Below are 23,628 nucleotides of genomic sequence, written 5' to 3' on the forward strand. Positions count from 1 at the left end.
CGGTCTTAACAGAGGGTTAAGACGCCGATGGATGGAAGGGCACGATCAGGCGCGTGCCGCCATGTTTTCGGCAAAGCGCTCAAACAGGTAGAAGCTGTCCTGCGGGCCGGGGCTGGCTTCGGGGTGATGCTGCACCGAGAAGACCGGGCGGTCTTTGATGCGGATGCCACAGTTGGAGCCGTCGAACAGCGAGACATGGCTTTCCTCAACCCCTTCGGGCAGGGTCTGCGCATCCACCGCAAAACCGTGGTTCATCGAGGTAATTTCCACCTTGCCGGTTTCATGTTCTTTCACCGGGTGGTTGGCGCCGTGGTGGCCGTGGTTCATTTTGACGGTGTTGGCACCTAGGGCCAGCGCCAACATCTGGTGACCCAGACAGATGCCAAAGACGGGCAGGTCTGCCTCCAGCACCCCTTTGATCATCGGCACGGCGTATTCACCGGTTGCGGCAGGGTCGCCGGGGCCATTTGACAGGAACACGCCATCGGGGTTGTGCGACAGAACCTCTTCGGCGGTGGCAGTGGCGGGCAGTACGGTTACATCGCAACCCGCTGAGGCCAGGCAGCGCAGGATGTTGCGCTTGGCGCCAAAGTCGACGGCGACAACCTTGTGCTTTGGGGCCTCCTGACGGGTGTAGCCTTCGGGCCAGGCCCACCGCATTTCGTCCCATTTGTAGGACTGGGCGCAGGTGACGTCTTTGGCCAGATCCATACCTTCCAGACCGGCAAAGGCGCGGGCTTTGGCCACCAGCGCTTCGATGTCGAAGTTGCCTTCGGGGTCGTGGGAGATGGCGACATGCGGCGCGCCCTGCTGGCGGATGGCGCGGGTCAGGCGACGGGTGTCAACGCCACCAATGGCGATCCGGCCACGTTTGGCCAGCCAGGGGCTCAGTTCTTCGACGTTGCGCCAGTTGCTGGGCGCTGTCGGGTCCCATTTCACCACCATGCCAGCGGCCACCGGTTCGCCGGTTTCGTCATCTTCCGGCGTGGTGCCGGTGTTGCCGATATGGGGGAAGGTAAAGGTCACGATCTGGCCCGCATAAGACGGGTCGGTCATGATTTCCTGATAGCCGGTCATCGCGGTGTTGAAGCACAGCTCTGCCTCGGTTGCGCCGGTGGCGCCAAAGCCTCGTCCATAGAAGATCGTTCCGTCAGCGAGGGCAAGGCACGCGGTTGGGCGGGTGTCGGGCTGCTGGGCCATGGTTTTGATCTCCGATGTGGGCAAATTGGCGGGGTAATACGGCTGGCAGGGGGTGGGGTCAAGGGCCGTTTGGCCCAAGCGGGGTGGCTTTTTTGCATAGCTAGCATGTCCTGACGCCAACGTTAACGCAAAGCTTGTCACCCGCAGCGCTTGGGGCTAGGGTCGGCGGCTATCGAAAACCCTTGGGGATGGGACCAAATGGAACTGCGTGACCGTGTCATGGCCGAAATGAAACAGGCCATGAAGGACAAGAATACCACCCGCGTGTCGACCCTGCGTCTGATCAATGCGGCGATCAAAGACCGTGACATTGCCGCCCGTGGTGAAGGCCGCGACGAAGGGGTGAGCGACGCTGATGTGCTGGCAATCCTTGGCAAAATGGTCAAGCAGCGTCAGGAAAGCGCGCGCCAGTATGAAGAAGCTGGCCGGTTTGATCTGGCCGAGCGTGAGCAGATCGAGATCGGTGTGATCGAAGACTTCCTGCCGCGTCAGTTGAACGACGATGAAGTGGCCAAGGCCGTGGAGGCTGCCATCACTGCGGTGGGCGGCAGCTCGATTCGCGACATGGGCAAGGTGATGGGGGTCCTGAAGGGCCAATACACCGGCCAGATGGACTTTGGCGCTGTTGGCCCGATGGTGAAGGACCGCCTGAGCTGATCCACGGTGATATTGTTATGACGGGGAAGGGGCCTTCGGGGCCCCTTTTCTTTGGCCATTCCCTGCGTCTGACGGATGTGGTCTAGTCTGCCGCAACAAACAGATGAGGCAGGTATGTATTCAGAACTGGTGGCAGAGCTGCGGCGGCGCGATGCTGAATTGGCGGCCTATCTGGTGGCGGTTGCCGAGAAACCTCTGCGGTTTGAAGGTGACAGCGCCAATGCCCATTCAGCGCATAATCATGAACATCTGTTTGGACTCGAGGCCGCAGCATCACGGCACGGCTGGGTCGACACAGGGTTGCGCACCCGCTTTGCTGAGGCAGTACTGAACCATTGGCAGGCAAGGCTGAGAGGCATGGTGCCTTATCAGGCGCAGGGCTTCCGGCTGTATGTCTATGAGGCGATGGTGATGACGGTCTCGGCAGTAGCTGAAACCGCCGAAGGTTTCCCCTATCCCGGCCTGCCAAAACATGTGGATCATCCCCGCGAGGTGGCCCGGCGCTATGCCAAGGAAAGCGGGTTTGACCTGATAAGCGCCGCACCGGTTTCACCAGAGGACATTCTGAAGACGGTGGCGCGCAACAACGGCTCGATCAGCAAGCCTACGGCGCAGGCTTTGGGTGTGCAGGTGGGCGAATTGCGCAAATGGATCGAGTGGCTGGGGCTGGGCGACCAGATCAACGCGCTGCGCAAACGCCACAAACGGCGGCCCGCGCAGTTTCGTGGGGAGGAACACCTGCCCGAACACAGCTATCTGATCTATGAACGTCGCCTGCCTGCGGGCCGTTAGGGGTTCACCGTCGGCGTAATCCGCATCCGTCTGATGTAGTCCTGCAACTCACCATGCAGCACTTTACGTTCGTCTTCGGACAGAAAGCTGCCAATCTCGGCCCGCCGTCCATTGCCAGAGAGCGTAACGTAGAAGGGCACCTTGCCACCGCTGACATGCATCTCGGCCTTGGCCCAATAGACGTTGCAGCGCCATTCCACGGTTTTGCCCTTCACCGGCGTGTGCCGCAGCAATAGGTCATCGCCGTCCAGCATCAGCTCTTCCAGAATTTCCCCGTCCCGGTAGCTGCGCGCCAGCCCCAGCCAGAGCGCGCCCACCATCAGCAGGATAAAAGGCAGCAAAACCCACAGTAGTCGCGTGCCCAAAAGCCCATACAACGGAACGGTCCCAAGGCAGAAGGCCAGCAGGATCATCGCCGCAAACCCCTTGGGCGGCAGCGAGCGATAGGGCCAGAGACGCAGCGCGGTCAGCGGGCCGTCTTTGGCTTCGGTCAGGTGGGCGGCGGGGGTCCATTCATGCGGCATGGGCGGAGTGTAGCGCGCAATCTGGCAAGGAAAAGAGGCGACTGGACAAGGGGCGGCAATGCGCCCCTGTCCGAGTGTTTCCTGCAGCTTTTTGGGGGTTCACCGACAAGCGCCGCCATAGGTTTCGACAAACAACATTTCCCAGCTGCCGCCATAGCCCTGATACATCATCTCGGCCATATCCTCGTAGCCTTCCCAGTTTTTATGGGTCAGCACCACCTCCGTGTCGGCGCCTTTTGCGGTGAAGGTTACCTCAACCTGACCGGTTTTGTCGGCCGGCAGACCCATGTGAAAATCCATCTCCAACCGGCTGTGCGGTTCATAGATCTGGAAGGTGCCCCAGTGGTGTTCGGCGTCGTCCGCAGCCAGTTCAACAATGCGACCGCCGAGGCGGGGTTCCACATGCAGCGATTTGGCCGGCGCCCCCGCCCGCATCAGCGACATCGAACGTTTTTCTAACGGCCACCAGCTGGGCATATCAACAAAGATCTCAAAGGCGCGCTGGGGATCGCAGGGCACTGTGATGGTTTTCACAATTGGGTCTAACATAGGGTTGCTCCTGAAATGGGATTGGTAGATGTCAGTTTGGCTGCACACGTCGTTTGACCTCATCCGCATAGGCGCCAAGGGCATTCGTCCAGAATTGATCGAGGTAGTCCCTAAGCGCCTCCAGCCCACGAGTGTCCAGCGCGTAGATCCGTCGGTTGCCCTGCGGTGTGGCGCTGACCAGCTGGGCCTGTTCCAACACCCTGAGGTGCTGCGACACCGCCGGACGGCTAATGCTGCGGCCCTGTGCCAGATCACTGACCGACATGGGCTGGGCCGCCACCGCTTCGAATAGGCTGCGGCGGGTGGGGTCGGCGAGGGCGGTGAGCGAATCTGTGTAAGTCATAACTTACGGTAAGTTTGTGCTTACACTGATGTCAATCCCCACGATAAAAAGGCCCCGCCAGAGCGGGGCCATTTCTCGTCTTAACTGAAGCCGCTTTCTGCGACAGAGCTTTGTCCCGATCTTCCTGCGTGGGCAGAATCTCAAGGGTGTGCCCCGGCGTTGGGCAGGGCAGGGTCAAGGGGCCTGGGTTTCAAAATTAACGACTGCTCTCTGCGACTTTCTTGCCGCGCATCAACCCGTGCAACACGATGGCGAAGAACAGCACAACGGAGGCACATGCAATCAGCGCTCCAACGGCACTGATCTGATTCAAATGGGCATTGGTCTCTGGATAGTCGATGTACCGGCGTCGTACGGCCTGACGGCCCGGAAAGTGCTGTGCGAAGAAGGCGACGTTCACCCCGATAAATAACAGCCAGAAGTGAAGTTTGGCGGCAACTTTGCTGTAGCGCCGACCTGTAACTTTGCCGAACCAGAAATAGATGCCAGCAAACAGGAGAAAGACAGCAGCGATCGACATGGTGTAGCGGAAATGGGCCACAACGTAGTGGGTGTCAGGATAGGCCCGGTCGACGTTGGCCTGAGACAGAACGATGCCGGTGACGCTCCCGATAATAAACTGGCACAGGAAGCCAAGTGCGAACAATGTCGGTGCATTGAGCCTCGGCAGGCCCGCTAGCTTGAGAGCAATCCAGCTTACAATCGGGGTGCCTAAAAATCTGCGCATCAAATGTTTCCTGTCTTAAAAAAGCTCCCCATCAATACTGCTCTGGCGACCTTGTCAAAAAGAAAGGCCCCGGGAAACCGGGGCCTTCTGTCTTGATCTGTTAAGCCGCTTAGTGCGACGGAGCTTTGTCCCAGTCTTCCTGCTTGGGCAGGATTTCGAAGGTGTGCTCCGGCGGTGGGCAGGGCAGGGTCCACTCCAGGGTGTCCGCGTGCTCATTCCAGTAGTTGTTCTCTTCAACTTTCTTACCGCGCAGCAGGGCGTGGATCACAATGCCGAAGAACAGGATGAACGATGCAAACGAGATCAGGGCGCCGAAGGAACTGATCTTGTTGAAGTAGGCAAAGGCTTCCGGGTAGTCGATGTAACGACGCGGCATGCCCTGACGGCCCAGGAAGTGCTGCGGGAAGAAGGTGACGTTCACGCCAACGAAGAACAGCCAGAAGTGAATCTTGGCGGCAAACTCATTGTAGTGACGGCCCGACATCTTGCCGAAGTAGAAATAGATACCGGCGAAGATGGTAAAGGCAGCCCCCATCGACATGGTGTAGTGGAAGTGCGCCACAACGTAGTAGGTGTCGTGATAGGCACGGTCTACACCGGCCTGAGACAGTACGATGCCGGTCACACCACCAACGGTGAACAGGATCAGGAAGCCCAGAGCAAACAGCATCGGCGCTTTGAATTCCAGCGAGCCGCCCCACATGGTGGCGATCCACGAGAAGATCTTAACCCCGGTCGGGACCGCGATCACCATGGTGGCCAGCATGAAGTAGGACTGCTGGGTCAGCGACATGCCAACGGTGTACATGTGGTGTGCCCAAACAACGAAGCCCAGACCACCGATGGCGATCAGCGCCCAAACCATCGGCAGGTAGCCGAAGATCGGTTTGCGGGCGAAGGTTGCGAACACGTGAGACACCAGACCGAAGCCGGGCAGAACCACGATGTAAACCTCGGGGTGACCGAAGAACCACAGAATGTGCTGGTACAGGATCGGGTCGCCGCCGCCAGCAGGATCGAAGAAGGTGGTGCCGAAGTTACGGTCGGTCAGCAGCATGGTGATCGCGCCAGCCAGAACAGGCAGGGCCAGAAGGATCAGCCAGGCGGTGACAAAGATCGACCAGGCAAACAGCGGAACCTTGAACAGGGTCATGCCGGGGGCACGCATGTTCAGGAAGGTGGTGATCATGTTGATCGCACCCAGGATCGACGAGGCACCGGAAACGTGGACCGCGAAGATCGCCAGATCCATCGACATGCCGCCTTCGGTGGTGGACAGCGGCGGGTAAAGAACCCAGCCAACGCCCGAACCCAGCTGGCCATTGCCGCCGGGGCTCAGCATCGAGGCAACACCCAGCGCAGTACCAGCGAAGTAGAGCCAGAACGACAGGTTGTTCATCCGCGGGAACGCCATGTCCGGCGCACCGATCTGCAGCGGCATGAAGTAGTTGCCGAAGCCGCCGAACAGGGCCGGGATCACCACGAAGAACATCATCAGCACGCCGTGATAGGTGATCAGTACGTTCCAGAGATGGCCGTTCGGGGTGCAGGGATCGGCCATGAAGCCTTCCTGACACATGTACTGTACGCCGGGCTCCATCAGCTCCAGGCGCATGTAAACGGTGAAACATACCGAGATCAGACCGACGATTGCCGAAGTGATCAGGTAAAGGATACCGATATCCTTGTGGTTGGTCGACATGAACCAGCGCGTAAAGAAGCTACGCTCGTCTTCATGGTCGTGGCCGTGGATGGCTGCGTCTGCCATTCTTGCCTCCTGTTGGTGTGTTAGATGGCGCAAGGGGGAAGCCCCCACGCGCCCGTGATCAATTCACGTTTTAGAATGATGGACCCATATGGGCAATTGGGGAATTTGATGCAGATCAAAGTATTTTGTCGCACCCCTTGGGCCGCAGGCCTTGCAATGCTTGGATTTTTCTGTCTGCAACCCCTGTTTTGACACGAAAACAGGCGCCCAGAGGGGCGCCTGCCGTCAATTGGTCTTGAAACCGGTGGAATCACGCCCCAAGAGGGCGCGGCCCGTTTAGCTGTCGGTTGCCGCGTCGGTTTCCGCTTCTTCCGCAACCGGGGCCGGACCAACCGAGGCCAGATAGGCCGCAACATCGGCGCCGCCCTTCTTCAGTTTGAAGGTCATTTTCGACTTTGCCTTCGAATCGCCGGTGGCTTCTTTCAGATAGCCTTTGGGGTCGGCGACAAAGGCGGCCAGCGACTCTTCGGTCCAGACCAGACCGGATTCCCCGGCGGCGACCAGGGTCTTGCCGTATTTGAAGCCCTCGACGCCGCCAAACGGGCGACCGATAACGCCATAAAGGTTCGGGCCGGTTTTGCCGCCCTTCATGATCATGGTGCCATCGTCGGCTTTGACCATGTGGCAGGACTTGCATTTCTTGAAGGCTTTCTCACCTTTGGCGATGTCGCCTTCGGCAAAAGCGGGGGCGGCCAGAGCGGCCAGGGTTGCGGTTGCAATCAGCAGGTTCTTCATTGCGTGCCTCTTCGGTAACTTTGGGTTCGCGTCTGGGCCAATAGATAGCCCAACCCCTGTTTCAGCAATAGGGAACTGGGGCGCAGTATTGTCGCAGGCCGCTGGTTGCAGGTTGTGACACAGCGGTTTCACGGCTGCACGCTTGGGCGGAGAGGAAACAGTTTCTTCACGAAAGCATGAAATCCCTCTTCTGATTCGAAGGCTTTCACGTTAGGGAAGCCATGCTCGCGCGCGGGCGCGACGTGAAATACGTATCAATTGCCCAGATCTGGGCAGCAGAAGATTTATGAAGGGTAAGACCATGACCACCAAAGTATTCATCGATGGCGAAGCAGGCACGACGGGACTCCAGATCCGCGATCGCCTGATCCGCCGTGATGACATCACCTTGGTGCAGGTTGACCCGGAGCTGCGCAAAGACGCCGCCGCACGGAAGGCTGCTTTTGCTGAGGCGGATGTGGCCATTCTGTGCCTGCCGGATGCGGCGGCCAAAGAAGCCGTCGCGCTGTCCAAGGATCTGGACGTGCGCATCATTGATGCCTCCACCGCACATCGGGTGAACCCGGATTGGGCCTATGGCCTGCCGGAACTCTCCGAGGCGCAAGAGGCGCAGATCAAAACGGCCCGCTATGTGGCCAACTGCGGCTGCTACGCGACCGGCGCGATTGTGCTGCTGGCCCCGCTGATCCGCGCGGGGCTTGTGCCTGCGGATATGGCGCTGTCGATCAATGCGATCTCAGGCTACACCGGCGGCGGCAAAGGCCTGATCGCAGAGTATGAAAACGGCGAAGCGCCGGATGTGTTCCTCTATGCCACCGGCATGGCGCATAAACACCTGCCCGAGATGATGAAGTTCTCCGGCCTGACCGAAAAGCCGATCTTTGTGCCTTCGGTTGGCAACTTCGCGCAGGGCATGGCGGTGTCGATCCCGCTGCATCTGTCGCAACTGGCGGGGGATGTCACCATGGCCTCGGTCCATGCAGCCCTGTCCGCAGCCTATGACGGCGCTGTACATGTGAAGGTGGCGGATCTGGCCGATCAGGACAGCCGCATCGACCCGACCGCGATGAATGACACCAATGATCTGACCGTTCATGTGCGCGGCGATGCCGAAGATGGCCGCATCGTTCTGGTCGCGGTTCTGGACAACCTGGGCAAAGGCGCCTCGGGGGCCGCGGTGCAGAACCTTGATTTGATGATTGGTGCCTGATCTTCGCCATGAATGAATTGCAAAACGCCCCGATCCTTCTGGCCGGGGCGTTTTTCATTGGGTGCGTTTTGACTGTCACGCCATTTGCGGGGCCTTTCGGCGCAGCGACAGATTGGTGAACATCACCAGATTGCCACAAAGCGCCAGCACCAGACCGGCGGCATTCATCACGCCCCAGCTGTAGCCCTCCACAAAAGTTGAGATGGCCAGCGCCACAATCGGGAACATCACCGTTGCATAGGCAGCCTTGGCCGAACCGATCCGCGCCACCATCATCAGATAAGTGGTGAAACCCACCACCGATCCGATCACCGCCAGATAGAGCATCGCGCCGATATAGACAGGATCCTGCGGCAAGATGAATTCCGACCCGCTGGCCCAGATCAGCGCCATCAGGATCAACGCACCGTAACACATGCCCCAGGCGTTGGCGGTCACCGGACTCAGCCCGCTGGCGCTGTTGCGCCGTGACACCATATTGCCAAAGCTGAACAGCATTGTGCCGCAGGTGGCAAAGAGGATACCGATCCAGGCCTCGCCCGTTCCCGCACCGCTAAGATCGCCAGCGAACATCAACATCAGGCCGCCCACACCCAAACCACCTGCCAACAGGGTCTTGGCGGTGATCCGATCCCCGAAGAACAGCCGCGCATTCACGGCGTTGAAAATCGTGGCAAGCGAGAAGATCACCGAGATCACGCCCGATGCCAGATAGCCCGCTGCCATGTAAAAGCAGAGGAAGTTAAACGAAAACAGGCACATGGCCTGCGCCAGCACCCATTTCTGTTGCCCCGCTGAGGGCCGTTCCAACCGCCCCAGCAGGGCAAGGCCAAGGATAAAAACCACGCCAGCGGTGGCAAACCGGTAGAACACCGACACCACAACCGGCACATCGCCGACCTGCAGTGCAATGGCGATCCATGTGGTGCCCCAGATCAGGACGGTGCTTACAAAAAGGAAAAGGTTCATGGGCAGTCTGCTCGGGTCTTTGGGAATTTCTGCCCAGATCTACCCCCGGTCTAACCGCCGTGGATTGCACAATCTTGCGGTAAAGCGCGACCTTCAGTGTCGCAACCATGGTTTGTCATTTCCTCCGCGCCCGCTGCCCCCTATGAATGAAGGCAGATAACCTGCCAAGTTGTCCCGTCGTTAAGGAAGATATGCCCCGTCCCAATGCAAATACCCTCGAAGGCAGCAATGTTGCGGCTTTCCTGACCGCCTCGCCCCGGGCGCGGCAGCGGGGGTTTATTGATCTGGGTTTTGAAAGGCAGGCCTCGCTCTGGCGTAACAGTGATGACCGGATCAGCTATAGCGCCCCCGAGGGCCATTGCTTCAGTTTCTATGCGCAGGGCGGCATGGGCACCCGACGGGTGGATGGTGCACCTGTGCACGGCTGGGCCGGGGCGGTGTGCATCCTGCCGGACGGCATGGACAGCGAATGGGAAATCACCGACTCGTTCGACTTTGTGCATCTCTATCTCAGCGACGCCGAGCTGCGCCGCGCCTTTGCCGAGACGTTTGACTGCGACTCGCGCTTGATGGAACTGACCGATGAAACCTATTTTGACGCGCCCTGGCTGGCGGGACATTTCCTGACCATCCAGCAGGCCACCCAAAGCGGCAATCCGGTGCAGGCGGAAGAGGCGGTGAGCGAGTTGGTGCATGGCGTCTTTGCTGAAGGGATCGGCGTCACCCGTCGCAAACGCCAGCTGGCGGGCGGTTTGGCCCCGCATTTGATGCGCCGGATAAAGGACTATGTGCGGGCGGATTTATCCCGCACGGTCACGCTGCACGATCTGGCACTGCTCTGTGATCTGAGCGAGTTTCACCTGCAGCGCAGTTTTCGCGCGGCGCTGGGGCTCAGCCCGCATGCCTGGATCCAACGGCAAAGGCTGGAAGCCGCCAAAACCTTGATCGCCAAGCGGGAACCGCTGGCGCAGGTCGCCAGCGCGGTTGGGTTTTCCAACCAGAGCCACCTGAGCCGGACTTTCAAGGCCCAGACTGGCCTGACCCCCGGGGCCTACGCCAAGCTAGTCTGATCAGGCGTCCACGTCGTTTAGGAGCTCGGCAGGCAGTTCAACCGGCGCCGGGCTGTCGCCAAAGATCGGCGCAAACTGGCGGTGCAGGGCGACATCCAGATCGCTCATCTCAACCGGCAGTCCCATATCCACCAGCGAGGTCACCCCGTACTCGGTGATGCCACAGGGCACGATGCCGGTGAAATGCTCCAGATCCGGTTCCACATTGATCGAGATACCGTGGAAACTGACCCATTTGCGCAAACGGATGCCAATGGCTGCGATCTTGTCTTCGGCAGTCTGGCCGGTGATCGTTTTTGGCTTATCGGGACGTTCGACCCAGACCCCCACACGGCCGCAGCGGATCTCACCTTTCAGATTGAATTCATCCAGCGTGTTGATGACCCATTGTTCCAGCTGCTGCACAAATTTACGCACGTCATGGCCGCGTTTGCCGACGTTCAGCATCACATAGGCCACCCGCTGGCCGGGGCCGTGGTAGGTGTACTGGCCCCCACGCTTGCTTTCGTAAACTGGGAAGCGGTCAGGATCGGTCAGATCGTCACTCTTGGCCGAGGTGCCAGCCGTATACAAAGGTGCGTGTTCCACCAGCCAGATGCACTCTTCCGCTTCACCCTTGGCGATTTTCGCGGCGCGGTCCTCCATGAAGGCAACCGCCGTGTCATAATCGGTGAGCCCTTCGCTCAAAATCCATTCGACCATCTGTTCATCCGGGCAGCACGCCCGCCTCCTTGAGCGCTTTGACATAGGTGCGGCTGACGGGAATGTCACTGCCGTTCTGCATTGTGAGGACCGCCTTTTGCCCCTCACGTCGGGCGCTGGCGATCTGATCCAGCGCCACCCAATGGCTGCGGTGCACCTGCATGCCCTGCGTCGGTGCGGCCTCCGCCATCGCATCGGCCAGCCTCAGCAACAGCAACGCCCGCCCCTTGGTGGTGACGACTTCGGTATAGTGGTCATCCACCGAGAGCGAGACCAAAGCGCCACGCTTCTCCAAAGGCAGCCGCTGCAGCAGCCGCACTGCACGATCCTCTTGCGGGCTGTCCACCTCGGCGCGATGGGTGACGTAGAACAGGGTGGCCGTGATAATGGTGGTAATGGCCATCACGTTGACAAACAGCGACCAGAGGCAGCCAGTGCAGTCCCAATGCACGCCGAACACCAGCGTGTTCACGAGGAGCAGCATGGCAAAAACCACCAGACCCGCGGCCAGCCCTGCCATCAGGACAGTGATCCAGATCCGGCGAATGTGCGGTTTCAAGCGGGCAAAGATCACACTCGCCACTACCGAAGCCCCGCTGTAGCTCAGCCCGACCAGCACCAGCCAGTAGAGGATGCGCGGCAGCGTCGCCAGAACATCTCCGGTGCCAAACGGCCCCGCCAGACCCGCGATAACCCCCGCCGCCAGAAGGGCAGCCAGCAGGCTGCGATTGCTGGAAATCTCCAGCAATTCACGCTTCGCAAGTTGCAGCGGGCTGTTTTCCACGAGTTTTCCCATCCTCTCACGTATCTGAAATCGCGTCCCACCCAAGGATGTGCGCATTCCCAAGGCCAATGTCCAGACGGACACCGACCTCAACAAACGGAAACGCGCCAGATGATTGATTTCGCCCCATTGCTCACCGCAGCCCCAGTGATCCAGCTGCATGTTGCGGCCGCCACCATCGCCATCCTGCTGGCGCCGATCAACCTGTTGCGACGCAGGTGGGATCGGTTACACCGGACCCTTGGCTATGTCTGGGTCACCGCAATGGCGACCTGCGCGCTCAGTTCGTTCTGGATCAGCGGCATTCGGATGTTGGGTCCCTTTAGTCCGATCCACCTGCTGTCGCTGCTCACCTTTTATGCGCTTTGGACGGGGCTGCGTTTTGCCCGTCGCGGCCAGATTGAAGCCCACCGGGCCAGTTTTCGAGGGCTCACGTTCTATGGGCTGACGGGGGCAGGGGGCTTTGCCTTCTTACCGGGGCGTTTGATGAATGAGGTGTTTTTCCAGGAAACACCCGCAATGGGGTATCTCGTTCTCGCTCTGGTAGGTGTGGCAGCTGTGCTGCACATCTCTTTAGGCGGGGTACGGCGAAAACTTCGCACGCAGCGTTAAGGATGCGTTAGGATGATTCCACTATTTTGAAAAGATATAGAGGAGGAAAGCTGATGTTTTCCAAACCGATTAAGACCGCAATGGCGGCAGCATTGGTTCTGACATCCACCGGCGCGCCTGTTTTGGCAGATAACCTTGGTGCCGCGATCGTTGGTGGGATTATCGGCGGGGCGCTGCTGAATGAGGCCAATAAGAACAAGCGGAAAACCTACTCCAGCTCGGCCAACTCCGCAGTGCGTCAACAGAATCGCGAAACGCAAACCTCGTTGAATTACTTCGGTTTCCCCGCAGGCAGCCCCGATGGTGTGATGGGCAAACGCTCGCGTCAGGCAGTGGCGCAGTATCAGGCCTATATGGGCTATCCCGCCACCGGCAAGCTGACCCAATACGAACGGGATTTTCTGGTCTCCTCCTATTCCCGCGCCCAAATCGGCGGGCCGCAGGTGATCAAGGCGATGCAGGGCCCGAACGGTGTGCGCAGCCTGCTGCATACGTGGCGGGACGAATCGATGGGCACCACAACCGCCGGCCTAACCACCGGGTACGGCGGCCTCCCGGTTGAGGTCAGCCAGGCCATTGACGAAATTGCCGCCAGCTCCGATCCCAGCGCCGACCAGCTGATGCAGCGGTCTGGCTTTATGCAGCTGGCGGATCTGAACGGGGATGGCAAGAACGACTATATTCTCGACACCGCTGTGTCCGGTAGCAGCTTCTGGTGCGGGGCGGCGAATTGTACCGTTATGGTCTTTGCCTCCAGCCCGCAGGGTTATCAGCGCAGTGACTTCCTGGCCCGTGGTGTGACCACGGCCAGTTTCCAGTGTCAGCAGACCGTGTGCCGCATGGTCGATGCTCCGGCAACCACCACCGCCGCTGTACAGCAACCGGTCCAACAACCTCCGGCCCAGCAACCTGTGACCCAGATGGCCTCGGCTCAGGCGCAACCGCTCGGCGGCATTCAGCCCTTTGCCCTGGCGGGAGAGGAAACACCGGCAGCTTCGCTGGCCAGCCATTGCAGCAAGGTCAGCCTGATGACCAATTCCAATGGTGGCTTTGTCACCCTGGCAAACCTCAGCGATCCGTCCTTTGCCCTGGGCGAGCAGTTCTGCCTGACCCGCACCTATGCCATCGGCAATGGCGAAAACATGGTGGCCAAGGTGCAGGGGGCAACGGCTGCGCAGATCGATGCACAATGCGACGCTTTCGGCCCCGCCACCGCACCCTATGTGGCCCAGCTGGCAGCCGAACCCGCGATGGAGGTTATGGGCGAGGTGCAGAAATTTGTCCTCGGTTCCAACATGTCACTGGCGCAGCTGCAAAACACCGCTCAAATCTGTCTCTATTCCGGCTATCGTCGGGACAACATGGATGTGGCACTGGGATCCGCCCTGTTAATGGTCGGCACCGGCCAGGCGCCCTACGCTGAACTTGTCGGCCATCACCTGTCGCAGGGGTTCGGGGTGGAAACTTCCGCGGATCTGTCGCGCGATTGGTACGGTCTGGCCGTCACCGCGCTGGAAGGGGGCGCAGCCCCCGCCTTTGCTCCGGGCCAGCCAGAACGTGTTGCCCTGATCAAGGCTGCCTCCGAAGGTTTGGGCGGCGCAATGGCGCTTCCTGCCTCCAGCAACACCGGTGCTTTGCCAACATTTACCCTGGAATGACTGGCTAACACGCTGAAATAAAAGAAATAGAAAGGCGGTTCCCTGGCCGCCTTTTCGTCCCCCGCAACAAATTCCTGACAAAGCGCAATTTGCCCCTTCACATCGCCGAACAGCTGTTTTATACGCGCTGCACCTACCTGATCACGTGCGGTCGTGGCGGAATTGGTAGACGCGCAGCGTTGAGGTCGCTGTTCCTTAACCGGAGTGGAAGTTCGAGTCTTCTCGACCGCACCAATCTTCTTAGAGATTGAAAAGAAATCAGAAATCGGATGCTTAGGCACCGGTTTGATGCGTCGTCCTGGTGCGTCTGGTTTCGAAACCTTACCCAAACTGACCGGACAGACAGGTCGCTATCCTTTTGGGCCTGTGGCACGTCCTTTGGCCTGACCTGCGTGGAACTTGCGGCTGCTACCTCATTTAACAAAGAGGAGTCAGTCATGCCGTTCAAAACCCTGTCCACCCTTATGCTCTGTTCCCTTTTTCTTGCGGGCACGGGCGCCGCACAAGAGCAAACCGAGGCCGCGCTTTATGACCGACCCTTGCCGGAGGATGCGGTGTTCCTGCGCTGGCTTGGAAGCAAAGCGATGCCCCAGGAATTGCGGCTTGCCACGCTGCCGCCTGCCTCAACAGATTTCCATCCGCTGTCTGCGATGCACCTCCAGGGGGCAACGGCAGGGCATTATTACAGCGTGGTGCCCGGGCCTGATGGGCAGCCCCGGCTGATAGCCGAGCCACAAAGGGGTAAGAAATCCAAGGTGCACCTTATCCTGCTGAACGCCTCCCCCCAGCCGGTGCGTCTGGTATTGGCCGGCAAGCAGGCGGAGGTGGTCAAACGCACCGATGCCTTTGCCAGCGGTGGTCGGATGGTCAACCCTGTGGCGGCAGAGCTGGCGGTGCTGTCGGATGACGGCCAGCAGATTGGCGTGGTTTCGGTCGCACTGCGGCGCGGTCAGAATGTCACGGTCCTAGTCGACAGTGAAGGCGTGCGGTTGGTCGAAAATCGCTTTGGCGCCGTGCTGGGGGAGTGAGCGATGATTTTCTCCACCCCAATGTTCATTTTTGGATTCTTGCCGATCTTTCTGGCGATTTACTATCTCGCACCCAGGTCTCTGAAATCCTTGGTGATCCTAACTGGCAGCGCGGTGTTTTATGCCTGGTGGCGGCTTGATTTTCTGGCGCTGGTTCTGGCCATGGCGCTGGGCAGCTATGTGGCGGCTTATGGTGCGCACAGGGCGCAATCCGCCCGCACGCGCCGGCGCTGGGTGGCTGCTGGGGTGAGCGCGAACCTGTTGGTGCTGGGTTACTTTAAATACACCAACTTCATTGTTGGTAACGCCGGGACCGTCTGGCAGGCGATTGGCCGTGGTGAGATCACCAGCCCCGAAATCATCCTGCCCATTGGCCTGTCGTTTCTGACGTTTCAATGCATCAGCTATGTGATTGATGTCGCCCGCGGCTCTGCGCCGCCCGCCCGCAATATCTGGGATTTTCTGGCGTTCTCAACGTTGTTTCCGCAACTGATTGCGGGGCCGGTGCTACGCTACAAGGATATTGCGGCGCAGTTTTCGACGCGGCAGCATTCGCTTGCGCTGTTCCTGGCCGGCGTGCGGCGATTTGCACTGGGGCTGGGGATGAAGATCCTAATCGCAGACAGCGTGGCCCCTCTGGTGGATCGTCAATTTGCGCTGGCAACCCCAACAGGGGCGGAGGCCTGGCTGGGCGCTGCGGCCTATTCCGTGCAGCTGTTCTTTGATTTTGCCGGTTACAGCGCGATGGCGATTGGGTTGGGGCTGATGATTGGCTTCCGGTTTATGGAGAATTTCAACGCGCCGTATATTGCGCGTTCGGTGACGGAGTTCTGGCAGCGCTGGCATATCAGCCTGTCCACCTGGCTGCGCGACTACCTCTATATCCCGCTGGGGGGCAACCGCCGTGGCGTGTGGCGGACCTATCGCAACCTCCTGTTAACGATGGTGCTTGGCGGGCTGTGGCACGGAGCAAACTGGACCTTTGTTTTGTGGGGGATGTGGCATGGCGGCTGGATGGCGTTGGAACGCAGATTGGGGGCAAAAGGTCGCCGGACGGTCTGGCCACGTGGGTTCGCCTGGGGCTGGACTTTGGCGCTGGTAATGCTGGGCTGGGTGATGTTTCGGGCGCCGGATGTTGCGACGGCCTGGTCGATGTATCGCGGTATGTTTGGCCTCAATGCGTGGGAGATCCGGGGCGAGGTGTGGATGTTGATCCGGCCCAGTGAATGGATCGCCTTAGCGGTTGGGGCAGTTCTGGCATTTGCCCCTGGGCTGCCTAAATTGCCGGTGCAACGGCCGCTGGGGCCTGTGGTTCTGCAACCGGTCGGAACACTGTTGCTGCTTGGTGTGGCAGTGATGGTGATGCAGGCCCGCAGCGACTCTCCGTTCCTGTACTTCCAATTCTAAGAGGGTGAGATGATGTTGAAGTCCTATTCCTTGGCACAGCTGCAACAGCAAGTTTTTATTGGACTTTTGGCCGGGGCCGTTGGCTTCGCGGGTTGGCAGGGGCATCAGGCCGCCCGTGTTGAGGGGCCGCGTCCCCTGGCGGATGGCAGCTATCAGCGCCAGTATGAAAGCACTTTTGCGGGGGCCTTGCCGGGCCGCAGTCTCGGCACCGAGTTTTTCGCCGCTGCAAAACTTGCGCTATTGGGAGAGATGGCAGAGGGCGCTGTTATGGGGCGTGACGGTTGGCTGTTTACCACCGAAGAGCTGATGCCGCCCAAACACGTGTATGATTTGGCGGCAGAATTGCAGGCGGCCCGCGGCCACTTGGATCCATTGGGGGTGCAATTGCTGCCTGTGATCCTGCCCGACAAGGCGCGGGTGCATGCGGCGAAACTGCCGCGTCGCCGGTCCGCGCCCTATCAACAGCGTTACCCCAAGGCGCAAGCCTTGTTGGCGGCTGCGGGCTATCCCGTGGTGGACAGCCTCAGAGCCCTTCGCGCTGAGGGTTTCATGCGTACCGATACCCATTGGACACCCGCGGGCGCGCGCGCGGTTGCGGCGGAAATAGCGGCGCTTTTGCCGACAAGGGACAGCAGAGACAGAGGAGATTTCGAGACCGTTGCCTTGGAGACAGCCCCGTTTGACGGAGACCTGACACGGTTTGCCGCGACGGGAAGGTTTGGGGGCTGGGCTGGCATCACACCGGAAGCGATCCAGACTTATGAAACCCACAGCCATGTGGTGCAGGACCTTTTTGGCGATGTTGAGATCCCGGTGGTTCTTGTGGGGTCGTCCTTTTCGGCCAATCCAGCGTTTCACTTCGAAGGGTTTTTGAAGTCCGCACTGGGACAGGATGTTTTGAACATGGCGCAGGTTGGGCGTGGCCCCTTCGCGCCGATGCATGCCTATTTGGGGTCGGAAGAATTGCGGGAAAATCCACCGGAAATTGTCATTTGGGAAATACCTGAACGCTATCTTTCGTTGGAGCCTTCGCCCGCACAGATGCCGCCCCTCAAAATTTCGCACACTCAGAATTCGCAAGGAGATTGATATGAAACACCTTTTCAAACCCGTTTTCACCGTGATGTTTACGCTGGCGATGACACCTCTTGCGGCAAAACCCTATTGCGAGGCATTGCTGGACAAGGCGGCGCTGCCGGAAAAATACGCGCGCATTGCGCCGATTTACTCCGACACGGACACTGGCTGGATTTTCGCCAGCAACCAACTGCGGCAAAGCTATGAAATGAAAGACAAACCGCAGGCGTTGATGGACCGTATCGTGGCTGGGTTCGAGGCGCGGGGGGCGAAGCTGGCGATCCTGGTGGCGCCGCCCCGTCCGGTGATTGCCGGGCAGGGGGTCTTGCGCAGGACGATGGGGCAGGCCGCCGAGGACTATAATGTCGAGGCGGCGCGGGACAGTTTCCTGACCCTGCTTGCCGATTTGCGTGCCAGCGGGGCGATGGTTCCTGACCTCCAAAGCATGGTGCTGTCGGATACTGAGCTGCGTCGGCGCTATTACTTCCGCCGCGACACCCATTGGACCACCGTGGGTGCGGTGCGGTCTGCTGAAGCGCTGGCGGCAACAATTGCTGAAACCCAGCCCGATCTGATCGCTTATCAGCGCGATATTGTGGTTGAGTGGAAAGGCAAGATTGAAGAGAAAGGATCGCTTAGTGCTGTGGTGCAAAAGGTCTGCGGCGAACGGCCAAAACGCGAGGTGGCGCGCACAGCTGTCCTGGCCTCGGCCGGAGGGGATCTGCTGTCAGACATGGTTGCGGTACACAAACCGGTGGCGCTGGTCGGCACCAGTTTCTCGGATCGATACAAGCGCGATCATTACCGCGTGGCAGATGCACTGGCGGCCAGTCTGGGGGTGGAGGTTGAAAACCACTCGAAATCCGGCGGCGGCATGACCGGTTCGATGCTGGCCTTTCTGGCCTCCGGACAACTGGAAAACGGCGCACATGATCTGGTGATCTGGGAGCTGCCTTACACGCAGAATTTCAATTCCACCAAACGTCTTGGCCAGATCGTCAAAGCGCTGGAGGCGCGTCCGATGACCAACTGACCAGCTGCGGTAGCGCATAACCCAAAGGATAGGCGGGCTGACCCTACGCGGGTCGGACTGCCCACCCGAACCCTCTTTCGACGGCACAATTCTCCTAGGGTCTTCCGTGACGTGTTCAGTCTCGGAGGGTCTTATGCGGGTAGAGCACACTGCACCCAGTCCTGATCTTGACTACAAGGTTCGGGCAACACTGACATTTGAAACGCCAGCAGGCGACCGGGTGGCGATCGAAGAGTGGTCGCTGAAAGGGTTGAAATGGCCCGAGGACAGCCCGGAGCGGCCTGAAACAGGTATGCTTTCCGTGCCGTTCCAAGGCATCGACGTGCGGTTTCCGGTGGAGTTGGAACCGGCGCCGGATACGGCCGAGATCTTTTTTAAGGACCTGACAGGGCGGCAGCGCGAAGCGTTGGCGATCTTCTACCGTTCCCTTTTGTCGGGCCGGATGGTCAGTTCTGGCGACGTGATCACCAGCCTTGATACCCCGATTGATCTGGTGCCGATTGAGGAAACCGAAGCCGAAGCTGAGGTGAAGGTCGGCCATCGCTGGCGCTTTGCCAATCTGGTGCGCTCGGTCCTGCATGTCTCGATCTATAGCGCCATGTGTTTTGGCGTGATCGCCATTATCGGTTCCAATGTGTTTAACGCGGTGAACCGGATCGACATTCAGCATGGCCGCGTGATTGCCCCTGTAGGGGTGCTGGCGGCGCTGCAATCCGGACAGGTGACCGAGGTTCATGCCGCCAGTGGGGATATGGTCGCAGTTGGCGATCTGCTGGTGACCATTGAGGATCCGGAAATTGCCGCCAAGTTGAAGTCGGCACGGGTGATCTATTCCAACACATCGGCGCAGCTGAAACAGGTTGAGAAGGCGCTGGCCCGTTTGGAAAAGCTGCGCAGCGTGAAAGACGAAGCGCTGCGTCTTCATGAGGTGCGGCTGGTGTTTGAGGCGCATCTGGGGCTCAAAGGGTTTCGCGATCTGGTGCAGCAATGGCAGCGTCTGCGCGATCAGGGATCGGAACTGGCGCTGAGCCGCGATCCGCTGGAGGTGACCCACCGTCTGCTGTTGCAGGAAACGCTGGAGCTGCGCCGACTGATGAAACGGCAGCGGTCCACACGCGACGGCTTTAAGGCATCGTTGAAAACCGCTCAGATCGTGGCCACCCAAGACGGTGTGTTGCGTGATATCCTGGTGCGCCCCGGTCAGTTTGTCCTGCGCGGCCAACCGGTTGTGGAAGTCGAAGATGACGCCCCGCGTCAGGCTGTCGGCTGGGTGTCGGAAAAATATGCCGAAACAATTTATGCAGGGATGCCGGCTTCGCTGGGGTTCAATGCCCGTGGACAGAGCACAGAGGTTCAGGGCCGGGTGAGCCATGTGCGGGCCGGTGACATTCCCAACCGCCCCGGGGAATACGGTATTGAGGTTACGGTCAGCGTGGACGGGCTCAGCAATGCCGCGCTGCGTCAGGCTCTGCCGATTGGGGCGCCGGTTAATCTGGATGCGGACCGGCTGATGCTGGCCACGCCGCGCCGTTGGTTTGCCGGGGTTTGGGCAGGCGTATTTGGCGGGGGGGCATAGGATGTATAGCCCCGAAAGTGAATATGAGTTCGACAAGGACCTTGCCGTCCGCTTGCGCACTTTTGAGCAGCCCGCGCCCAGCTATCTGCGCCGCTGGGCCTTGCCGCATGTGGTGATCCTGCTGGTCACGGCGCTGGTGTTGCAATGGTTGCTGTTCAACAAACCGAACCGGTATTTCAACCCCGAGGTGCTGCATATCTCGCTGATCCTGGGCTTCCTTGGAATCTGGCGGTTTGGCTGGTGGTTTACCCATTCGGTACGCGCGGCTTATTGGGGCAATCTGGTCTGGCCGGGCATGCGGCAAAAGGCGGATGACCTCTGGGCGGCGGGCTGGCGGCCAAAACGTCTTCATGTGCAGATGACCACCTATTATGAGGAGCCTTCGATCACCAAGCGGGTCATCGGTTCAATGCTGGGACAGGTGCGGCGCGAAGGTATCCCGACCACGATTTATATCGGCACCGGCAGCCCTTATGACGAAAACATCATTCGCGACTTTGTCGAGACCTACGCCCAGGACATCCCCGATGAATTGGCGAAACTGGTCTTTGTGCGGCAAAACCAGCCCGGCAAACGCATGGCGATCGGCTTGATCCTGCGGGCCATGTGCCGCGAAGAGGTGGATCCTGATGATCTGGTGATCTTTATGGATGGCGATGCGCTTTATGGCGGCGATGTTTTGCAGAAATGTCTGCCAATGTTTGCCGCCGATCCCGAACTGGGCGCGCTAACCACCGACGAAGAGGTGATCTGCTACGGCCCGGATTGGATTGCCCGCTGGTTGGACATGCGATTTGCCCAGCGTCGGCTGGCCATGCAGAGCCATGCGCTGGCGGGGCGGGTGCTGACCTTGACCGGGCGGATGAGTGTCTTTCGGGCCCAACATATCCTGACCCGAGAGTTTATCCGCAACATCGAGGCGGATCATCTGGATCATTGGCTGTGGGGCCGGTTCCGTTTCCTGTCGGGCGATGACAAATCAAGCTGGTATCGCCTGCTGAGCGGCGGTGTAAAAATGACCTATGTGCCGGACGCCACAGTCTACACTATCGAGGTCATTAAGGAAAACGGCATGGCGCGGATGGTGCAGAACTTCCGTCGCTGGTCCGGCAATATGCTGCGCAACGGCGCCCGCGCCATCGCGCTGGGGCCGCGAAGGATGCCGTTTTTCATCTGGTGGTGCGTGGTGGATCAGCGGATTGCCATGTGGACCATGATGGTCAGCCCGATCATGGCGGTGCTCGCCTCGTTCATTCAGCCTGGATATTTCTGGAACTGCATTATCTGGGTCGTGTTCTCGCGGGTGGTGCTGTCGCTGTTCCTGTTTGGCTATTCCCGCAAGGCCGATATGAGCTGGCCGTTCATCCTCTACCTCAATCAGGTGATCAACGCCTCGGTGAAGATCTATATGATCTTCCACCTGTCCAAACAGAAATGGTCCAATCGCGGCAATCAGTCAGCCGGTGGCGGCACCAGCCTGATGGATCGCCTGCGCAATGGGTTTGCGCTGTTTCAGCTGTTCACTGCGTTGGGCGTTTTTCTGACTGCGATCATGAGCTACATGGGCATGCTGGAAAACCCGTTCTTCTGACCAGCCCTACGCCTCTGCGCCCCGCCTATCCTTTTGCGCATTTTACTAATCCACCGCACAGGCCCGCCGCGTCTGAGATCCCCTAAGCTGAAGACATCATTCAAGAAAGAGAGGGTTCTCATGATTATTCCAGTCATTCTGGCCGGTGGCACCGGCACCCGTATGTGGCCTGTGTCGCGTAAGGCAAATCCCAAACAATTCGCGCGTATCCTGGGGGCAGAAACCCTGTTTCAGAAAACCGTGCGGCGGTTGGCGGATGACCGCTACGATCGCCCCTGCGTGGTCACCAGCGAAGACTGCCGTTTCATCGCGCAGGAGCAGATGATTGATGCCGGTGCAACCAACGTGCTGCATCTTGTGGAACCTGTGGCCCGCAACACGGCCCCGGCTGTGCTGACCGCTGCGCTGGCCCATCGCGACCAGCCTGACGCGCTGCTGCTGATCTGCCCCAGTGACCATGCGGTTGATGATGACGCTGCCTTCCACGCCGCGATGGAGCTGGCGCGGGAACCGGCCTCCGGGGGCGAGGTGGTCTGCTTCGGGGTTTACCCCACAGGCCCCAGCACCGCCTATGGCTACCTGGAGGCCGATCGCGGCAGTGACCTGAAAGTGCAGAAAGTCACCTCTTTCACCGAAAAGCCGGACCTGGCCACCGCACGTGAACTGCTGGGCCGTGGCAATTACCTGTGGAATGCGGGCATCTTCATGATGCGGGTTGATACTGCGCTGGCGCTTTATAAAGACCACGCACAGGACCTGCTGTCGCCCTGCCACGGTGCGCTGAGCCTTGGCGGAGAAGACCTTGGGTTTCACCGTCTCAACCGCGACGCGTTCAAACGGTGCTGCGCCATCTCCTTTGATCGGGCGATTATGGAGCGACTTGGAGGTTGCACCATGGTTGCCATGGATTGTGGCTGGGCGGATCTCGGCAGTTGGTCTGCCGTACGTGACAAACACGTCGAAAAACCGGGCGGAAATGTCCTGATGGGGGATGCCAGCGCCATTGATTGCCGCGACAGCCTGCTGAAGTCCAGCAACAAGGACATGGCGCTTGTTGGGCTGGGTCTGGACGGGATCGTCGCCATCGCCACCGATGATGCGGTGCTGGTTGCAGATGCATCGCGGTCGGAAGACATTGGGCAGGCCATTGAGGTGCTCAACGCCAAATCCGCCCCACAGGCCGAAGAGTTCCCGCGCTGCTACCGCCCTTGGGGGTTTTATGAAACCCTGTCGCTGGGCGCACGGTTCCAGGTCAAACGCATCATGGTGAAACCCGGTGCTAAACTGTCGTTGCAAAGCCACGTTCACCGGTCAGAGCACTGGGTGGTGGTCGAAGGCTCGGCGCTGGTGACTGTGGGCGAAGAGACCAAGCTGATCAGCGAAAACGAAAGCACCTATATCCCGCTTGGCGCGGTGCATCGGTTGGAAAATCCCGGCAAGCTGCCGCTGTCGCTGATCGAGGTGCAGTCGGGCTGCTACCTCGGGGAGGATGACATCACCCGCTATGAAGACATTTACGCCCGAAATGTCGAAGAAGACGTTGCCTGATTGGGATCCTGAAGGGAGGTTGCCAGGGGGTGGTCTGACCCTCTACAGCCCCGGTTACTGAACTGAAG

Annotated in this window: 23 protein-coding genes and 1 tRNA gene; 14 read left to right on the forward strand and 10 right to left on the reverse strand. The window is 59.6% G+C overall.

What is annotated here, in order from left to right:
* Window positions 1–45 precede the first annotated feature (45 nt).
* Window positions 46–1,200: a glutamine-hydrolyzing carbamoyl-phosphate synthase small subunit gene (gene carA, locus SIC14_RS13070; protein WP_412562365.1), complete on the reverse strand. Its 1,155-nt coding sequence runs from the start codon at window positions 1,198–1,200 to the stop codon at window positions 46–48.
* A gap of 198 nt (window positions 1,201–1,398) precedes the next feature.
* Here carA and SIC14_RS13075 point away from each other — a divergent pair, with 198 nt between their 5' ends.
* Together SIC14_RS13075 and SIC14_RS13080 are read left to right on the forward strand one after the other, a co-directional pair.
* Complete coding sequence (locus SIC14_RS13075; RefSeq protein WP_412562366.1) at window positions 1,399–1,857, forward strand: GatB/YqeY domain-containing protein; 459 nt, start codon at window positions 1,399–1,401, stop codon at window positions 1,855–1,857.
* A gap of 114 nt (window positions 1,858–1,971) precedes the next feature.
* Window positions 1,972–2,649: a hypothetical protein gene (locus tag SIC14_RS13080; RefSeq protein WP_412562367.1), complete on the forward strand. Its 678-nt coding sequence runs from the start codon at window positions 1,972–1,974 to the stop codon at window positions 2,647–2,649.
* On the opposite strand, the gene SIC14_RS13085 is transcribed toward SIC14_RS13080, so the two are convergent.
* The 6 genes from SIC14_RS13085 to SIC14_RS13110 form a co-directional block, all read right to left on the reverse strand.
* Window positions 2,646–3,173 (reverse strand): DUF2244 domain-containing protein, encoded by a 528-nt coding sequence (locus SIC14_RS13085; protein WP_412562368.1) that lies wholly within the window; start codon window positions 3,171–3,173, stop codon window positions 2,646–2,648. The two genes, SIC14_RS13080 and SIC14_RS13085, sit on opposite strands and share 4 nt — an antisense overlap.
* A 99-nt stretch (window positions 3,174–3,272) precedes the next feature.
* A complete protein-coding gene (locus SIC14_RS13090; protein ID WP_412562369.1) occupies window positions 3,273–3,722 on the reverse strand; it encodes an SRPBCC domain-containing protein in 450 nt (149 codons plus the stop codon).
* A gap of 31 nt (window positions 3,723–3,753) precedes the next feature.
* Window positions 3,754–4,065, reverse strand: coding sequence for an ArsR/SmtB family transcription factor (locus SIC14_RS13095; RefSeq protein WP_412562370.1), 312 nt, complete (start codon window positions 4,063–4,065; stop codon window positions 3,754–3,756).
* A gap of 196 nt (window positions 4,066–4,261) precedes the next feature.
* A complete protein-coding gene (locus SIC14_RS13100) occupies window positions 4,262–4,792 on the reverse strand; it encodes a cbb3-type cytochrome c oxidase subunit I (protein ID WP_412562371.1) in 531 nt (176 codons plus the stop codon).
* A 109-nt stretch (window positions 4,793–4,901) separates the two neighbouring features.
* Window positions 4,902–6,560: a cytochrome c oxidase subunit 1 gene (locus SIC14_RS13105; protein ID WP_412562372.1), complete on the reverse strand. Its 1,659-nt coding sequence runs from the start codon at window positions 6,558–6,560 to the stop codon at window positions 4,902–4,904.
* 276 nt (window positions 6,561–6,836) lie between these two features.
* Window positions 6,837–7,295, reverse strand: coding sequence for a c-type cytochrome (locus SIC14_RS13110; RefSeq protein ID WP_412562373.1), 459 nt, complete (start codon window positions 7,293–7,295; stop codon window positions 6,837–6,839).
* Between the two features lie 301 nt (window positions 7,296–7,596).
* Between SIC14_RS13110 and argC the strand changes: the two genes are divergently transcribed.
* Window positions 7,597–8,505, forward strand: a complete 909-nt coding sequence (gene argC / locus SIC14_RS13115) for an N-acetyl-gamma-glutamyl-phosphate reductase (protein ID WP_412562374.1) — start codon at window positions 7,597–7,599, stop codon at window positions 8,503–8,505.
* A 75-nt stretch (window positions 8,506–8,580) separates the two neighbouring features.
* Here the strand turns inward: argC and SIC14_RS13120 are convergent, their stop codons facing one another.
* A complete protein-coding gene (locus SIC14_RS13120; RefSeq protein WP_412562375.1) occupies window positions 8,581–9,474 on the reverse strand; it encodes a DMT family transporter in 894 nt (297 codons plus the stop codon).
* Between the two features lie 191 nt (window positions 9,475–9,665).
* Here SIC14_RS13120 and SIC14_RS13125 point away from each other — a divergent pair, with 191 nt between their 5' ends.
* Window positions 9,666–10,544, forward strand: coding sequence for a helix-turn-helix transcriptional regulator (locus SIC14_RS13125; protein ID WP_412562376.1), 879 nt, complete (start codon window positions 9,666–9,668; stop codon window positions 10,542–10,544).
* Here SIC14_RS13125 and lipB read toward each other — a convergent pair whose 3' ends face one another.
* Together lipB and SIC14_RS13135 are read right to left on the reverse strand one after the other, a co-directional pair.
* Entirely contained in the window at window positions 10,545–11,246 is a 702-nt protein-coding gene (gene lipB / locus SIC14_RS13130; protein WP_412562377.1) for a lipoyl(octanoyl) transferase LipB, read from the reverse strand. It lies immediately after the preceding gene.
* Between the two features lie 4 nt (window positions 11,247–11,250).
* Window positions 11,251–12,042 carry a LytTR family DNA-binding domain-containing protein gene (locus tag SIC14_RS13135; RefSeq protein ID WP_412562378.1) on the reverse strand — a complete coding sequence of 264 codons (792 nt, stop codon included), beginning with the start codon at window positions 12,040–12,042 and terminating at the stop codon, window positions 11,251–11,253.
* A 99-nt stretch (window positions 12,043–12,141) separates the two neighbouring features.
* On the opposite strand from SIC14_RS13135, the gene SIC14_RS13140 reads away from it, so the two are divergent.
* The 10 genes from SIC14_RS13140 (at window position 12,142) to SIC14_RS13185 (ending at window position 23,560) form a co-directional block, all read left to right on the forward strand.
* Window positions 12,142–12,642, forward strand: a complete 501-nt coding sequence (locus SIC14_RS13140) for a DUF2306 domain-containing protein (RefSeq protein WP_412562379.1) — start codon at window positions 12,142–12,144, stop codon at window positions 12,640–12,642.
* A 53-nt stretch (window positions 12,643–12,695) separates the two neighbouring features.
* Complete coding sequence (locus SIC14_RS13145) at window positions 12,696–14,300, forward strand: peptidoglycan-binding domain-containing protein (RefSeq protein ID WP_412562380.1); 1,605 nt, start codon at window positions 12,696–12,698, stop codon at window positions 14,298–14,300.
* 147 nt (window positions 14,301–14,447) lie between these two features.
* Window positions 14,448–14,534: transfer RNA gene (locus SIC14_RS13150), tRNA-Leu, on the forward strand.
* Between the two features lie 203 nt (window positions 14,535–14,737).
* Complete coding sequence (locus tag SIC14_RS13155) at window positions 14,738–15,328, forward strand: alginate O-acetyltransferase AlgF (protein ID WP_412562381.1); 591 nt, start codon at window positions 14,738–14,740, stop codon at window positions 15,326–15,328.
* 3 nt (window positions 15,329–15,331) lie between these two features.
* Window positions 15,332–16,735: an MBOAT family O-acyltransferase gene (locus SIC14_RS13160; protein ID WP_412562382.1), complete on the forward strand. Its 1,404-nt coding sequence runs from the start codon at window positions 15,332–15,334 to the stop codon at window positions 16,733–16,735.
* A gap of 9 nt (window positions 16,736–16,744) precedes the next feature.
* The gene (locus tag SIC14_RS13165; protein ID WP_412562383.1) at window positions 16,745–17,824 is read left to right on the forward strand and encodes an alginate O-acetyltransferase AlgX-related protein; all 1,080 of its coding nucleotides are present in this window, start codon (window positions 16,745–16,747) and stop codon (window positions 17,822–17,824) included.
* Window position 17,825: 1 nt separating this feature from the next.
* Window positions 17,826–18,845, forward strand: coding sequence for an alginate O-acetyltransferase AlgX-related protein (locus SIC14_RS13170; RefSeq protein ID WP_412562384.1), 1,020 nt, complete (start codon window positions 17,826–17,828; stop codon window positions 18,843–18,845).
* Window positions 18,846–18,978: 133 nt separating this feature from the next.
* On the forward strand, window positions 18,979–20,421 hold the full coding sequence (locus tag SIC14_RS13175; protein ID WP_412562385.1) for an HlyD family secretion protein: 1,443 nt from the start codon (window positions 18,979–18,981) through the stop codon (window positions 20,419–20,421).
* A 1-nt stretch (window position 20,422) separates the two neighbouring features.
* A complete protein-coding gene (locus tag SIC14_RS13180; protein ID WP_412562386.1) occupies window positions 20,423–22,012 on the forward strand; it encodes a glycosyltransferase in 1,590 nt (529 codons plus the stop codon).
* A 120-nt stretch (window positions 22,013–22,132) separates the two neighbouring features.
* On the forward strand, window positions 22,133–23,560 hold the full coding sequence (locus tag SIC14_RS13185; protein ID WP_412562387.1) for a mannose-1-phosphate guanylyltransferase/mannose-6-phosphate isomerase: 1,428 nt from the start codon (window positions 22,133–22,135) through the stop codon (window positions 23,558–23,560).
* Window positions 23,561–23,628 lie beyond the last annotated feature (68 nt).

The organism is Thalassobius sp. MITS945101 (assembly GCF_047123305.1).
In the GTDB taxonomy this organism is placed as follows: domain Bacteria; phylum Pseudomonadota; class Alphaproteobacteria; order Rhodobacterales; family Rhodobacteraceae; genus Thalassobius.

Excerpts from the sequence above, each read along its gene's own strand:
- carA (WP_412562365.1), bottom strand. The coding sequence starts at position 1,200 with ATGGCCCAGCAGCCCGACACCCGCCCAACCGCGTGCCTTGCCCTCGCT.
- SIC14_RS13075 (WP_412562366.1), top strand. The coding sequence starts at position 1,399 with ATGGAACTGCGTGACCGTGTCATGGCCGAAATGAAACAGGCCATGAAG.
- SIC14_RS13080 (WP_412562367.1), top strand. The coding sequence starts at position 1,972 with ATGTATTCAGAACTGGTGGCAGAGCTGCGGCGGCGCGATGCTGAATTG.
- SIC14_RS13085 (WP_412562368.1), bottom strand. The coding sequence starts at position 3,173 with ATGCCGCATGAATGGACCCCCGCCGCCCACCTGACCGAAGCCAAAGAC.
- SIC14_RS13090 (WP_412562369.1), bottom strand. The coding sequence starts at position 3,722 with ATGTTAGACCCAATTGTGAAAACCATCACAGTGCCCTGCGATCCCCAG.
- SIC14_RS13095 (WP_412562370.1), bottom strand. The coding sequence starts at position 4,065 with ATGACTTACACAGATTCGCTCACCGCCCTCGCCGACCCCACCCGCCGC.
- SIC14_RS13100 (WP_412562371.1), bottom strand. The coding sequence starts at position 4,792 with ATGCGCAGATTTTTAGGCACCCCGATTGTAAGCTGGATTGCTCTCAAG.
- SIC14_RS13105 (WP_412562372.1), bottom strand. The coding sequence starts at position 6,560 with ATGGCAGACGCAGCCATCCACGGCCACGACCATGAAGACGAGCGTAGC.
- SIC14_RS13110 (WP_412562373.1), bottom strand. The coding sequence starts at position 7,295 with ATGAAGAACCTGCTGATTGCAACCGCAACCCTGGCCGCTCTGGCCGCC.
- argC (WP_412562374.1), top strand. The coding sequence starts at position 7,597 with ATGACCACCAAAGTATTCATCGATGGCGAAGCAGGCACGACGGGACTC.
- SIC14_RS13120 (WP_412562375.1), bottom strand. The coding sequence starts at position 9,474 with ATGAACCTTTTCCTTTTTGTAAGCACCGTCCTGATCTGGGGCACCACA.
- SIC14_RS13125 (WP_412562376.1), top strand. The coding sequence starts at position 9,666 with ATGCCCCGTCCCAATGCAAATACCCTCGAAGGCAGCAATGTTGCGGCT.
- lipB (WP_412562377.1), bottom strand. The coding sequence starts at position 11,246 with ATGGTCGAATGGATTTTGAGCGAAGGGCTCACCGATTATGACACGGCG.
- SIC14_RS13135 (WP_412562378.1), bottom strand. The coding sequence starts at position 12,042 with ATGGGAAAACTCGTGGAAAACAGCCCGCTGCAACTTGCGAAGCGTGAA.
- SIC14_RS13140 (WP_412562379.1), top strand. The coding sequence starts at position 12,142 with ATGATTGATTTCGCCCCATTGCTCACCGCAGCCCCAGTGATCCAGCTG.
- SIC14_RS13145 (WP_412562380.1), top strand. The coding sequence starts at position 12,696 with ATGTTTTCCAAACCGATTAAGACCGCAATGGCGGCAGCATTGGTTCTG.
- SIC14_RS13155 (WP_412562381.1), top strand. The coding sequence starts at position 14,738 with ATGCCGTTCAAAACCCTGTCCACCCTTATGCTCTGTTCCCTTTTTCTT.
- SIC14_RS13160 (WP_412562382.1), top strand. The coding sequence starts at position 15,332 with ATGATTTTCTCCACCCCAATGTTCATTTTTGGATTCTTGCCGATCTTT.
- SIC14_RS13165 (WP_412562383.1), top strand. The coding sequence starts at position 16,745 with ATGATGTTGAAGTCCTATTCCTTGGCACAGCTGCAACAGCAAGTTTTT.
- SIC14_RS13170 (WP_412562384.1), top strand. The coding sequence starts at position 17,826 with ATGAAACACCTTTTCAAACCCGTTTTCACCGTGATGTTTACGCTGGCG.
- SIC14_RS13175 (WP_412562385.1), top strand. The coding sequence starts at position 18,979 with ATGCGGGTAGAGCACACTGCACCCAGTCCTGATCTTGACTACAAGGTT.
- SIC14_RS13180 (WP_412562386.1), top strand. The coding sequence starts at position 20,423 with ATGTATAGCCCCGAAAGTGAATATGAGTTCGACAAGGACCTTGCCGTC.
- SIC14_RS13185 (WP_412562387.1), top strand. The coding sequence starts at position 22,133 with ATGATTATTCCAGTCATTCTGGCCGGTGGCACCGGCACCCGTATGTGG.